9 protein-coding genes are annotated in these 13,719 nt (G+C 68.9%); 5 read left to right on the top strand and 4 right to left on the bottom strand.

Annotated features, from left to right (window positions below):
* The first annotated feature begins 36 nt into the window (after positions 1-36).
* Positions 37-414: a transposase gene (locus ACETK8_RS14590; RefSeq protein ID WP_374036560.1), complete on the top strand. Its 378-nt coding sequence runs from the start codon at positions 37-39 to the stop codon at positions 412-414.
* Between the two features lie 423 nt (positions 415-837).
* A complete protein-coding gene (locus ACETK8_RS14585) occupies positions 838-1,767 on the top strand; it encodes a nucleotidyltransferase and HEPN domain-containing protein (protein WP_374036559.1) in 930 nt (309 codons plus the stop codon).
* Positions 1,768-2,084: 317 nt separating this feature from the next.
* Here ACETK8_RS14585 and ACETK8_RS14580 read toward each other — a convergent pair whose 3' ends face one another.
* The 4 genes from ACETK8_RS14580 to ACETK8_RS14565 form a co-directional block, all read right to left on the bottom strand.
* On the bottom strand, positions 2,085-4,505 hold the full coding sequence (locus ACETK8_RS14580; protein WP_374036558.1) for a S9 family peptidase: 2,421 nt from the start codon (positions 4,503-4,505) through the stop codon (positions 2,085-2,087).
* 56 nt (positions 4,506-4,561) lie between these two features.
* Complete coding sequence (locus ACETK8_RS14575) at positions 4,562-7,120, bottom strand: TonB-dependent receptor domain-containing protein (protein WP_374036557.1); 2,559 nt, start codon at positions 7,118-7,120, stop codon at positions 4,562-4,564.
* A 62-nt stretch (positions 7,121-7,182) separates the two neighbouring features.
* Positions 7,183-8,208: a FecR family protein gene (locus ACETK8_RS14570; RefSeq protein WP_374036556.1), complete on the bottom strand. Its 1,026-nt coding sequence runs from the start codon at positions 8,206-8,208 to the stop codon at positions 7,183-7,185.
* The gene (locus ACETK8_RS14565) at positions 8,205-8,723 is read right to left on the bottom strand and encodes an RNA polymerase sigma factor (RefSeq protein ID WP_374036555.1); all 519 of its coding nucleotides are present in this window, start codon (positions 8,721-8,723) and stop codon (positions 8,205-8,207) included. The genes ACETK8_RS14570 and ACETK8_RS14565 overlap by 4 nt, the downstream gene beginning before the upstream one ends.
* A 434-nt stretch (positions 8,724-9,157) precedes the next feature.
* Between ACETK8_RS14565 and ACETK8_RS14560 the strand changes: the two genes are divergently transcribed.
* From ACETK8_RS14560 to ACETK8_RS14550, 3 genes are all read left to right on the top strand, one after another.
* On the top strand, positions 9,158-9,706 hold the full coding sequence (locus ACETK8_RS14560) for an RNA polymerase sigma factor (RefSeq protein WP_374036554.1): 549 nt from the start codon (positions 9,158-9,160) through the stop codon (positions 9,704-9,706).
* Positions 9,678-10,646: a FecR family protein gene (locus ACETK8_RS14555; RefSeq protein ID WP_374036553.1), complete on the top strand. Its 969-nt coding sequence runs from the start codon at positions 9,678-9,680 to the stop codon at positions 10,644-10,646. The genes ACETK8_RS14560 and ACETK8_RS14555 overlap by 29 nt, the downstream gene beginning before the upstream one ends.
* Positions 10,647-10,757: 111 nt before the next feature.
* Positions 10,758-13,718: a TonB-dependent receptor domain-containing protein gene (locus tag ACETK8_RS14550; protein WP_374036552.1), complete on the top strand. Its 2,961-nt coding sequence runs from the start codon at positions 10,758-10,760 to the stop codon at positions 13,716-13,718.
* The last annotated feature ends 1 nt before the right edge of the window (position 13,719 follow it).

The following is a 13,719-nucleotide window of genomic DNA, read 5'->3' as shown; positions in this document are numbered from 1 at the left end:
CACAATGCCCGTTCAACCGAGGTCGGCCGCCGGCTGATGGAGATCCCCGGCGTAGGGCCCCTGCTGGCCAGCGCCCTGGTCGGTACGATCGCCGATCCGAAGGCCTTCAGAACCGGCCGTAACCTGGCGGCTTGGATAGGCCTCGTTCCACGGCAGAACTCCAGCGGCGGCAAGGAGCGGCTCGGCGGGATCACCAAACAGGGCGATCGCTACCTGCGACAGATGCTGGTCGTCGGTGCCCTGGCGGTCGTGCGCTACGCCGTGCGTAACGGCACGCGCCGACCTTGGCTGGTCCAGCTGCTCGCGCGACGAACGCCGAAGGTCGCGGCTGTCGCGCTCGCCAACAAGACCGCGCGAATGGTCTGGGCAATCATGACCACGGGCGAGCGCTACAGGGAGCCGCTGGCGGCGTAGAGACAGGCTGGGGCGAAGCGCCGAGGCCGACGAACTTGGGAAGGGCGGACAGGATGTAATGCAACAGCCGGTCGATACCGGAAGGCGAGAAAACCCACATGCGCCAGAGCGCCTCGAGCGCGTGCTTTTGGTCGGGACCCGTCTTCGCGGAAGGCATTATGGCCAGCGGTCATGCGTACCGCACCAACAGGTCGAACACATGGCCGCACCGACCAGGCTCAGCAGAACGTCAGATCAACCCTTGCCAACGGGGAGCCGTCCACACATGGCGCATCTGAGACATGCGCAATCAATGACACGCTGTGAGGGGGTCCGGCCGAATCGTTCCGAGAATATGAAGTCGAACGGGGCAGAGCAGTTGGGCCCGATTCAAGCCGTGAAGTTCGGTAGCGACATAGGCTTCAGGGGCGCTAGAATCGGATCATGCGGACCACCATCGATCATCTGCCAGAGCGCCAACAGGGAGAGCTCGCGCACATCCGGACTGTGCTTCTGGATGAGTTTGAGGCTGCGCTGAGCAAGGGCGGCGGCGGAACCTCCGATTGGCGACGCGGCGGACAGATTCTCAAGATCATTCTTTTCGGGAGCTATGCCCGCGACGACTGGGTCGATGAGCCTGAGAACGGCTACCTTTCGGACTTCGACCTCTTGGTCGTCGTCAGCCATCCGAAGCTCACTGACATCGCGGATTACTGGTGGGTCGCCGAAGATAGGATCCTCCGGGACCGCACGGTGGGGCGGACGGTCAATCTGATCGTCCATGACCTTGTTGACGTGAACCTGGCTCTGGAGCGCGGTGAATACTTCTGGACCGACGTCGCGCGGGACGGTGTCCTTCTGTACGAGCTGCCGGGGCATCCATTGGCTGCGCCTAAGCCGATGACCGCGAGCGACGCTTACTCAATGGCGACCCGCTCTTACGACAGCAAGAAGGCTGACTTAGACCTTTGGTTGAGAGACGCTCTGAACCATGCGGAGGAAAAGCCTTCGGGCCACCACCTCCGGAAACGTGCTGCATTCGAGCTCCATCAGGCGGTCGAGACTGCATATGCCTGCGTCCTTCTCGTCCATACCTTCTATTTTCCACGGTCTCACAACATCAAGTTTCTGCGGTCGCTGGCCGAGGATGTGGACCGGCGACTGGTAGAGGCCTGGCCTCGGGAGCAGAGGCTTGATCGGCGGCGCTTCGAGACGCTGAAGCGGGCCTATGTCGAGGCACGGTACTCGGATCAGTACGATGTGACCGCCGAGGATCTCGAGGCCCTGACAGCGAGTGCCCAGCGGCTGCGGACCCTGGTGACCGAAAGCTGCGAGGCCCGGCTGGCCCAACTGCGGGCCGCGGCGGAACGGTAGCGGGCGGGCCGGGAAGAGGAGGGAATGGGCTGACCGTCCGCCGGCTGTTCGATGGTCAGAGCCCTTCCGCAACTGTCATGACGCAGGCGCGGGCAGGCGTCGTTGGACCGTCTGGGCGATGGCGGACGCCAGACGCAGCGCCCACCCGATTGACACGGAAGATCCGCCCAGCGAGGTCGCCTCGTCGCGGGCCAGGTCGAACAGGACGCCGGACCCGCCGCACCGACGAACCCGTCGAGTCTCCGGTCGGTCTGGCCTCGGATCTCGGGGCCCTGAGAGAGAGAGAGGGGGGTTGGACGTCGCGGCATCCTTGACGCTCAGGGGGTGGCCGGGACTGTCAGGTGGCGATCCAGAAAGTCGAGAATGCGCAGCGCCTGGTCGGCCGCCTGGGGGGCGTTCCAGTCAGGGGGCGAATGTCCCTGGCCGTCGTAGAGGGCCAGTTCGACCTCCCGGTCGAGACGGCGCAGGGCCGCGAACAGCTTGCCGCCTTCGCGGTAGCCCAGGAAATCCTCGGTCCCCTGGATGATCAGCATCGGCGTGCGGATGCGGTCGGCGAGATAATAGGGGGAGTTGGCGATGTAGCGCATGGGGTCGTCCCACAGGGGCGCGCCCAGCCGGGGTTGGGAGGTCTCCAGCCAGATCCCGTGATCTGAGATGTCCCCATTGAGATATTCGACCTGGCCGAACAGGCCGCCGAGATCATAGGCGCCGCTGCTCGGGATGGCGGCGCGGAAGAGATTGGTGCGCGCCACCACGGCGGCGGTGGCGATGGCTCCGAACGACTGACCCCGGAGCGCCAGGCGGCGAATATCGACGTGGCCGAGATCGGCGGCGCGATAGACCTGGGGCATGAGGAGATCGACGATCTCATCGATCATATGGCCCCGTGCGCCGCCGGGCTGCATGGGCATGTCGGCCAGGACGACGGCATAGCCGCGCGCGGTGAACAGATGCGCCAGGTCTCCCATGACGGGCGCCCCGTAGCGGTTGGCGGCCTGGGAGGAATTGTTCCCGGGATAGAACCAGACCACGGCCGGCGGCGGGGCCTCGGGCCGGGCGCCGGGCGGCAGGATGACGGCCGTATTGACGGTCAGCAGGCCGCCGTCATGACCGGCCACCACGGTCTGGAACCGCTCGACGCGACCCGGTCGCAAGGTGTCGAGAACCGGCGCTGCGGTGGACAGCCGCTGGCGACGTCCATCGCGGATCAGAGCGACGTCCGCCGGCGTGGCGAAATCCTGGTAGACCCCGATCAGGCCGCCGGGGACCGGCTGGATCGATTCCAGCACGCCCTCATCGGCCCAGACGACCGCTTCGGACGGACGCTCGACGCCGAACCGGACGACGGCGCCCGCGCCCGAGGTCCGGTCCAGGGCATGGACCCCGATCGTGCCCTGGCCGTCCACGATCCGGTCGTCGGCGCCCAGGAGGCTCCACACCTGCCAACGGGACCGATCGAAGGCGATGGGGGTGGCGACGCCGTCGCTGAGATCCACCGTCAGCAAGCTCGGCTCCAGCGACCGGATGCTGCGGGAGTGGGCCCAGTCGCCATCGACGGCGTCGCCCCCGACCACGACCGCCGACCCGTCCGGCAGATAATGCAGGATGTGACGCGCCAGCCGTCCGGCCGCCTCGCCGATCCTCACCGGCTCCCCCGGACCCTCCGGTCCGAAATCCACCCGCCACAGGGCCTCGTCGCGCAGGAAGGCGATCTGGTCTGTGGCGGGACTCCAGCGGTAGCCGTGGTCGAACTCGAAGCCGCCGCCCGGCGCGCGAAGGTCGCGGGCGACCCGCACTGGGTCTCCCCCGGCGGTCGGCACGGCATAGAGATCGATGCCGGTTTCGTAGAGCGACCCGGCCTTGCGGCAGGAGATGGAATAGTAGCTGAGCCAGCGCCCGGACGCGGACACCCGGACATAGGGGCTGGGGTAGTGCCGGGTCGGGGCGGCGAGGGCGCCGGTGACGGCCTGATCCACCAGGACGCGGCTCGAGCCGTCGCTGAGGCGCACGGCTTCCAGCGAGGCCCTCTGATACTCGGCCCCGGCGCAACGCGCCTCCAGACTGTCGTCGGTCACAGACACAGCGGCGTCCGGGGCGGAGTTCGACCCGGGCGAATGGCGGAACACCGAGACGCCGAGATCGTCCGGCAGGGGCGGCAGGCCAGACCGGGGGACATGGATGCTGGCCGCCAGGGCCCCGGGGCCTTCGGCGGGCCAGACGGGAATATAGAGCTCCGTGCCGTCGGGGCTCCACCGGGCATGGTCGTGGGGAAACTGCAGCGACTTGACGGGATGATCGCCGAGCGGCCGACAGGCCTCGCTCGCGGGGTCGTAGAGCCACAGGCGGGGCCCGCCGCTGCGGTCGGAGTAGAAGGCCACCGCCCCGCTGTCGGGTGACCAGGAGGGGTTCCAGTCGTTGCCCGCGCCCGGACAGATCGGCCGGCTCTCGCGCGTCCGAAGGTCGACGAGGAACAGGCTGACGCCTTCGGCCGATTGCACCGGAGCGCCGTTCGGCTGGAACCGACCGCCCGAGGCGTCCGGATTGATGGTCGCCTGGACGCCGTAGACGGCATAGGCCCCGTCCGGCGACGGGACCACCGGGCGCGATGTGGCCAGGTGGGTCAGTCCCGGCCGATCATAGACCCGGTTGGCGAGATCCCGATCGATCACCTGTGCCTGGGTTTGGGCGGCGGCCATCGACACAACGAGAGCCAGAGCCGCGACACGCGCCTCATGCATCCTGATATCTCCACGAAGAGGGAAGGGCCGGGGGCGGTCAGCGCGCCCCGGCAGGCTCACCAGCGGCGGGTAAGCGAGAGGCTGACGTAGCGACCGATCGCCGAATAGTTCGTCGAATCGTAGTTGACGACGAAGTCATAGGGCGAGGGAGTGATCGGCGGCGCGGTGTCGAAAAGGTTGGAGACCGACAGCCCCAGTTCCAGGCCGCTCCACGGTGCATCACCAGGGGCGAACTGGTGCCGCGCGGTGACGTCGACCGTGGTGAAGCCGTCGCCGGTCTCCGGCGGCGTCAGCTGTGTGTTGCGCACGCCGGCGACGTGATTGACGAACCCGCCCAGGGTCAGGGCGCCGCCGGTCCAGACCACCCCGGCCCGGGCCCGAAAATCCGTCGGATAGAAGATGTCGCCCGAGGTCTCGAACAGGGGCACCCCCGGCCCGTTCTGCTGATTGGTCTCCAGCCAGGTGGCGGTGGCGCTGAAGGTGGCCTCGCCCCCGGCGAGGTCGCGACGGTAGCTGGCGTCCAGATCGATCCCCTGGGCGGTCTGGCGCGCCACATTGGTATAGCGATTGTCCACGATGCCGGCGACCAGGGCGGGGTCGTAGGGAAAGCCGCTGACGTTGAACAGGGCGCGATTGGTGCCGGCGATGAGCGCCGCCTGCTGCCCGGGGGACGGATCGCGGGTCAGGAACCGGGCCCAGTTGGAATCCGGAAACACCAGGGCGGCGTTCTGGATCGGCTGGATCGACCGATCCGTATAGTCGATGTCGAAATAGGTCGCTCCGAGACGGAGCCCCGGGAGAGCGCGCGGCGTGTAGACGGCACCGAACGAGGTGGTCTCCGCCCGCTCGGGCGCCAGCTGACCCCCGCCGCCGTTCATGAAGATCACGGTCGCGTTCGCGGGATAGCCCGTGGCCCCAAAGAAGCTCGCCGGATACAGGGCGGCGATCTGGCTGGAGAATTCATGCTGGAGCGTGGGGGCCTTGAAGGACTGACCCCAGGTGGCCCGCAGGGAGATCTCGGAGGTCGGGTCGTAGAGCAGACCGACCTTGGGGGTCAGGACGTCCCCCAGCTGCTCGTAGCTTTCGTAGCGCGCGGCGGCGTTGAAGGTCAGCCGATAGATGCCGGCGACCTCCTGGCCGGGCGAGACCAGGGGGGCATTGGCCTCGAGGAAGGCGTAGCGGCCCGTGCGATCGCCCTTGGTCGAGGGGGGCGTGGTCACGGCCGGATAGGTCCGCCTCGACACATAGTCGTTGCGACGAATGCCGGCCCCGAGCGCGAGGCGCAGGTCGCCGCCCGGCAGGGCGAGGACGGGCCCCTCGGCGGAGATCTCGCCGGACGCGGCGCGGTTGCAGTGACAGTTTTCGTAGTCGGCCAGGACCGTGCCGTCGCTCGTGACCGCGGTCTGGTAGCTGAGGGTTTCGTCCTCGCTGTAGGTCCCGGACACCACGCCGGTCCAGTCCGCCGGCAGTCGGATCTCCAGGCTGGGCGAGAGGGTGAAGCTCGTCACGTCCCGCGTCGAGGTGTTCTCCTGGCCGCTGTCCAGGGTGTAGGTCGTGGACAGGCGGTCCAGATAGACCAGATCCAGCCGACCGGTGAGGCTCGGTCCGATCGCCTGGTGGCCGCTGAGCAGAAGGGCGTGATGTTCGCTGGGCGAATAGATCTCCGTCACGTCCAGCATATGGTCGAGGTAATCGCGGTCGCCGGCGAGGATGGCGCCCTGGTCCTGCCGGTCGTAGGCGAGCAGCACGGCACCGCCCTCCCATTTGCGACCGACGGTGGCGCTCAGCTGATACTGTTCGAAGCCTCCGTCCGTCGCCGCGCCGACCCGGCCCGAAAGCTCCAGACCTTCGAAATCCTGGCGCAGGATGATGTTGGCCACACCGGCGACGGCGTCGGAGCCATAGAGGGCCGAGGCCCCGTCGGTGATGATCTCGATCCGGTCGATGGCCGCCACTGGAATGGACGACACATCCACCGCCTGGTTCGCACCGCCGTAGGACAGCCGTCGGCCGTTGAGCAGGGTGAGCGTCGCGTCCGGCCCCAGGCCCCGCAGGTTGAGAGCCGAGCCGCCCGTGACGTTCTGGTTGGTGATGCCGCCGGCCTGGGTGACGCCCGGGTTCTGACCCCCGGCGTAGTTTTGCGGAATGCTGCGAATGACCTCGCCCAGGTCGGTATGACCGGCGTTGCGGATATCGTCGCGGGTCGTGGTGATGACGGGCGAGGCGGTGATGCCGCCGCGGATCCGGCTGCCGGTGACCAGGATTTCGTCGAGCTCGACCGAGGCCGCCTCGCTCTGGGCCGGCGCGCCGCTGACCACCATCAACACCCCGCTGGAGCCCCGCCGGACGCTGAGGCCGGTGCCGGCCAACAGGCGGCGCAGGGCCTCTTCGGTCGTGTAGCGGCCCACCACGGCGGCGCTGACACGACCCGCCGTCCGCTGATTGTCAAAGACGATCTGTTCGCGCGTGACCCGGCTGTAGGCCTGAAGCGCCGAGGCCAGGTCCTGGGACGGAATGTTGAAGTCATGCGTGGCCGGCTGGGCGACGGCGAGCCCCGCGGCCGCGACGACGACGGCGAAGGCCGTGCCCCCGAGAAGCGAATGATGGTTGTGCATGAGGGTCCCCCGAAGTCGCCCCTTCATCCGGAGCCGGAAGATAAGACGCGCCACCGCGCGGATCATTCACCCCGCGCGGTGGCGTGGACCAGGATCGTGGTCCCGTCCCTTTGCCTCGCCTCGATCGGAAAGGTGGCCGTGACGCCCTCGACGAAGGCGGTCGTCGATCCCGCGTTGAAGACGCCGCTGATCCGGACCCGGCCGGCCGCCGCGTCGCCGATGCCCAGCGGTCGGTCGGCATAGCGGTTGATGCGGGCCACGGCGGCCGCCAGAGGCTCATCGACGAAGACCAACTGTCCTCCCTCCCAGGCCAGGGACGGTCCGGTGTCGGCCGCGGTCAGGACCGCTTCGGCCTGCGCGGCCTGCAGGATCAGCGCCCCGCCGGGTCTGAGGGCCTGTTCCACGGTCTTCGCGGTGTCCGCGACGCGGACAGGCGTGCGCTCGCCCCTGTCGGTTCCCGTCAGCACCGTCACGCCCCCTTCATAGAGAATGACGCGAACCTCGGGTCCCAGGCGCTCGACGCTGAAGGCCGTGCCCGTGGCCACCACCGTCTTGTCGCCCGCCATCACCGAGAAGGGCCGCAAGGGATCCTTCGCGACCGAGAAACGGGCCCGCCCGCGCTCGAGCGCGAGCCGGCGACGACCGTGATCGAAACGAACCCGGACCTCGCTGTCGGCGTCGAGCGACAGCTTGGACCCGTCCGCCAGGGCGACGAGGCGGCGCTCCCCGATGCCCGTCTCATAGATCATCGGCAGGCGGGCCTGCCACAGACCCGCGCCGGCGGCGAGGACGACCATCGCCGCGGCCGCGGCGGCCCAACCGCTCCAGGCGCGCCGCCGATTGACGCGGCGGAGCGTGCCGATCGCGGCCGCCCTGAGGACGATCATGTCGGGGTCGTCGGCCTGGTCAGCGGTGATCGCCCAGGCCTCGATCGCGGTCTGGAACAGGCCGGGGTTGACCGGATCGGTGTCCAGCCACGCCCGGAAGGCGTCCCGCTCGGCGGGGGTCAGGTCGGGATCGGCCATACGGACGCACCATGTGGCGGCGGCATCGCGAGCGGCTCGGGGGGTCTGGGCGGTCTGGCTCATCGCGGGCTCCCCAACCGGTCCATGAGGCGGGCGGTGGCCCTCATCAGATGTTTGTCGACGGCGCTGACCGAGATTCCCAGACCCTCGGCGATGGCACGCTTGTTCATCGCCTCGAGCCGGTAGAGCACGAAGATGGTTCGTGTCCGTTCCGGCAATTCTTTCAGGACCGAAGCGATCTGGGCGACCGCCTCTCGGCCCTGGGCGATGCGCGCGGGATCGAGGCGCTCGACGCCGTGGTCCTCCGTGGCGCGGACGCCTTCGCGGTGCTCGAAACGCACCTTCTCCCGGCGCGCGCGGTCGCGCAGGAGATTGGCCGCGATCTGAAAAATATAGGCCTCCGCATTGGCGACGCTGTCAGACGGCAGGGCCGCCAGCCGCATGAAGACCTCCTGGGTGAGATCCTCGGCCTCGGCATGGTTGGGCAGTCGCCGCAGGAAGAAGGCCATCAGTCCAGGGCGACACCGCCGGCTGAGGTCGGCGATCCCGTCGAGCGCTTCGGCTTCCTTCTGGCGCATCATCACTCCCACCGTCCTATCGGTATAGGACGCACGACGCGGCAAACTCATCACCTCATGGGGCGCACGTCTTGTCGGCCCCTTCCGGAAGGCGGACTCTCGCCTTGCCCCGTCCGGCGGGCGGCGGCGGGCGTCGAGACGCTCCGCCTTGGGTCCTGCGGCCCGAACCCAGCAGGTGCGGGGTCGAGGCCCATCGGCGGTACTCGACTGCGGCTCCGCAGGGACAGGCTCGCAACAGGGGCCCGCCCGGCGTTGCCGAGGCCCGAGACGCTCGGGACGGCGAAATCCGCCATGCCGCCTGAGGGATTGTCCCAGACCGTTGCCCGGCCACCGCACCGCCCCGATCGGGCCTTGCGACGGCGGGGCGGCTGTCGTCATTCTGGCACATGCGGCGGGTCTCGGACGAGCGGGCGGTCTGGCTGGGGCGACATGTCTTGCCCCATGAGGCGGCCCTGCGCGCCTGGCTCCGGAACAGAAAGCTTCCCGGGCTGGAGATCGACGACATCATCCAGGAAACCTATTCGAAGCTCATCGCCCTCGACAGCGTCGCCCATATCCGCAATCCCCGGACCTACGCCTTCCAGACCGCCCATTCGGTGCTCGTGTCCCAGGCGAGGCGGGCCAGGGTGGTGTCCTTCGAACTCGTCGCCGACATCGACGAACTGGCCGCGATCGCCGACGACCCCTCGCCGGAACGCCAGATCGCCGACCGCGACGAACTCCGCCGGCTCGGTGAGGCCATCGCCGGCCTGCCGGGCAAGATCCGGGACGTCTTCACCCTGCGCCGGATCGAAGGTCTGTCCCAGCGCGAGGTCGCCACCCGTCTCGGCTTGTCGGAAAGCACCGTCGAAAAGCATATGAGCCGCAGCCTTCTTCTGCTCGCCGACCGCTTCGTGCGTGGCGGAAACCCTTCGGACCGTGCGTCTGAACCCGTAAGACCAATGCGTGGAAGCCATGCCCAGGGAGACCGCTCAGGAGATTGATCGCGCCGCGGCCGACTGGGTCGCGCGCGTCGATCGTGATCTCACGCCGCAAGAGGCGGAAAGGCTGGACGTCTGGCTGGCCGGCGACGACCGGCGGGCCGGGGCGTACGGCCGGCTGCGGGCGCTCGCCCTCCAGACCGAGCGGGCGAGAGCCCTCGCGCCGGGGTTCAGCGGCTCGACCACCGGCGCACCGCGCCGGACCGGGTTGCCGCGTCGCCACCTTCTGACGGGAGCCGGCGGCGCCCTGGCCGCGGGCCTCGCAGGGGTGGGGCTCTTCGGCCTGGCCGCGCGACGCGGGACGGTGCGCACGCGTCTGGGCGAGGTGCGCGTCGTGCCGCTCGCCGACGGCTCTGTGATGACCCTCAACACCGACACCCTGGTCCGGGTGAGCTACTCCGGGGAGCGTCGTCTCATCGATCTCGTGGAGGGCGAGGCCCTTTTCGACGTCGCGCCCGACCCGGCCCGCCCCTTCATCGTTGACGCGGGCGCGACCCAGGCCAGGGCCGTGGGGACCAGCTTCACGGTGAGACGGCTGGGCGATGAGCCCGTCGAGGTGCTGGTGCGCGAAGGCGTCGTCGAGGTGGAGCGTCGCGGGAAGGCGCGACCACCCGTGCGGATCTCGGCGGATGTCCGGGCGACGAGCCCGGTCGACCAGACGAGCCCCGTCATGACGACCATCGTGGGCGCCGGGGCGGTCGGTCGCGAACTGGCCTGGCGCGAGGGCCGGATCGCCTTCGAGGGCGAAACCCTTGGACAGGCCGCCGCGAAGTTCGCGCGCTACTCCGAGACCCGGATCGTCATCGACGACCCCAGGATCGCGGCCGAGGAGATCACGGGTCTGTTCCAGGCGAATGACCCGGTGGGCTTCACCCGCGCGGTGGCCTCGAGCTTCGGCCTCAAGGCCGAAGTCGGGGAAGGAGAAGTGCGGCTGATCCGCTGAGGGCAAACTCAGTACGCGAACGGAATCCGAGGGCGGCATGGCGGCAAGTCCGACCATGGCGCGTCTAGCTCGTGAAGGTCCTTGCGACCGGATCATGGGGAGATGCAGACAGTGCGGATCGTTTCAAGAAAGCTTCTGTTGGGGTGCGGGACCGCGCTGGCGGCGCTGGTCGTGTCCGGGGCGGCCTGTGCCCAGCAACGCGCGTTCGATGTCCCGGCCCAGGACGCCGTCCGGGCGATCCCGGAGTTCGCCCGCCAGGCGGGGATCCAGATCATCGCGCCGTCCGCCCAGCTCCGAGGCGTTCGCACGCCCCGGCTTCAGGGCGACCTGGACACCCGCCAGGCGCTGCGCCGGCTGCTGCAGGGCACCGGGCTCGAGATCGCGACCGATACCGGGACGGTCATCACCCTGCGCCGGGTCGACCTGCCGTCTTCCTCCGCCCAGGCGAGCGAACCGGAGACGGTCTCCACCGATCTCGACGACATCGTGGTCACCGGGACCCTGCTTAGGTCGTCGGGGGCCCTGGCCTCGCCGGTGATCGTCCTCGATCGCGAGGCCCTGGACGCCCGGGGCCGGGCGACCGTCGCCGACATCCTGGTCGACCTTCCCCAGAACTACGCCGGAACCTCCACGCCCCTCGTCCAGGGCGCGGGAACCGACCGCACGGGATCGAACTCCGTCTTCTCCACCGCGGTCAATCTGCGCGGTCTCGGCGCGACCTCGACACTGACCCTGATCAACGGCCGGCGCCTGGCTGGATCCGGGTTCCGGGGCGAGCTCGCCGACATTTCCGCCCTTCCGTCCGGCGCGGTCGAACGTGTGGACGTCCTGCTCGACGGCGCCTCTGCGATCTACGGCACCGACGCCGTGGCCGGGGTGGTGAATGTCATCCTGCGCCGCACCTTCGACGGCCAGGAGAGCCGCGTGCGGGCCTCGGCCGCGCGGGGAGGGGCCGAAGACCTTCTCGTCTCCCACCTCGCCGGACGGACCTGGTCGGGCGGCGGGGCCTATCTGTCTCTGGAGTACCAGACCCTCAACGCCTTCAGCAGCCTGGATCGGGACTACTCGGCGTCGGGCGATCTTCGGCCCTATGGCGGAAGCGACTACCGGTTCATCTATAGTTCGCCCGGGAACATTCTGGCGTTCAATGCCGCCGCAGGGGGATATGTCTCGCAATATGCCATACGGCCGGGTCCGTCCGGTGTAGCCCAGACGCCCGGCGACTTCGTCGCGGGCGACGCCAACCGTCTCGCGCTGAACGTCGGTTCCGACCTTTCGCCCGAGACGGACCGCTACAGCGCCTACGCCCGCCTGTCCCAGGCCCTGGGGGACAGGCTCGAGCTGTCGGCCGACCTTCGCTACAGCCGCCGCGACTACACCCTGCTCAACACGCCCGGGGTCGGCATCTTCTCGGTGACCTCGGCCAATCCGCATTTCGTCTCGCCCACCGGCGCCGCCTCGCACCTGATCGGCTACTCCTTCTACAACGACCTCGGCTCGGGCGTGAGCGAGGGTCGCTCGGAAAGCCTCGGGGCCACCCTGGCCGCGCGATACGATCTGGCTGGGGACTGGGAGCTGAACGCCTATGCGGCCTACGCCGAAGAGAGCGGGGAACTGGTCGGGCGCAACCGGCCCAACAGCCGCTTCGTCGCCGAGGCGCTGGGCAATATTCCCGATGATCCCGCCACCCCCTTTTCGGCGGCGCGCGACGGCTATCTGAATCTGTTCGGATCCGGGGACGCCAACAGCCCGGCTGTGCTGGAGTTCATCCGCGCCGGCTATTCGACAGGCTCCGATCACGGGCGCGCAAGCTCACTGAACCTGCTGGCGGAGGGACCGCTCTGGACCCTGCCGGGGGGAGAGGTCCGCCTGGCGGTCGGCGCGCAGTGGCGCGACGAGTGGCTCGAGACAGGCTCGACGAGCTTTCTGTCGGCGGCGACACCCCTGGTGTTCACGACGCCGGAACAGGGCCGCCAGATCGCTGCGCTGTTCGCCGAAGCCAGTCTCCCCCTGGTCGGCGACGCCAACGGGCGTCCGGGCTTGCGCAAGCTCGAGCTCTCTCTCGCCGGGCGGATCGAGCACTATGACGATTTCGGGGAGACCACCAATCCCCGGATCGGCCTGGCCTGGTCGCCGGTCGACGACCTCTCGGTGCGGATGGCCTGGGGAACCTCCTTCCGGGCTCCGTCCCTGCCGCAACTGTACAATGCGCCGGGGGCGTCGGGACTGTTTCTGGCCCGCGCCGGCGGCTCGCAGCTGCTGTCCCTGCTTCTCATCGGCGGCAATCCGGATCTCGAGCCTGAAACCGCGGAGACCTTCAGCACCGGCTTCACCTGGCAGCCCGAAAACGGGTTCAGCCTTGACGTGAATTACTTCGACACCCGGTTCCAGGACCGGATAGCGCAACCGGTCGCGGCCAATACGACCAACGCCCTGATCGACCCCTCGCTGGCCGCCTTCGTCACCCTGATTTCGCCGGGCACCAATCCCGCTGACCTGGCCAGGGTCCAGTCCTATTCGACCCTGCCGGGCTTTCCGACCCTCTATCCGGCCGCGACCTACGGCGCGATCGTGGACATGCGCTGGGTCAACACCGGAGAAGTCCAGGTGAGCGGCCTGGATCTCGCGGCCCGCTATCCGATCGCGTTCGGAGGCGGCCGCCTGACCCTGGAGGGCACGGCCTCCTGGGTGCTGACCTACGACAACCAGACCACGCCGACGGCCGTCGTCGAGGATGTGGTCGGGTTGAGCGGCTATCCGGGGCGGCTCCGCGCGCGTGGGGGCGCCACCTGGGCCCGGGGCGCGATCGGGGCGGGACTGCACTGGTCGCATGCCGCAGCGGGCCGCGACCGGCTCGGCCTGGGTGTGGGAGCCTGGAACACCCTCGACGGGCGGGTGTCCTGGTCGCCCCGAAAGGGTGGCCTCGAAGGGCTCACCTTCGCCCTCAGCGCCCAGAATCTGCTCGACGAGGATCCGCCGTTCCAGAACGGCGCGGCGGGGTACGGCTTCGATCCGGCCCAGGGCAATCCCTTCGGCCGCGTGATCGCCGTCCAGCTGATACAGCGCTGGTAGA

It is taken from the genome of Brevundimonas staleyi (genome assembly GCF_041893865.1).
Taxonomy (GTDB): Bacteria; Pseudomonadota; Alphaproteobacteria; order Caulobacterales; family Caulobacteraceae; genus Brevundimonas; species Brevundimonas staleyi.
Note: the sequence above shows the minus strand (reverse complement) of the source record. Positions and strands in the feature narration are given on the sequence as shown.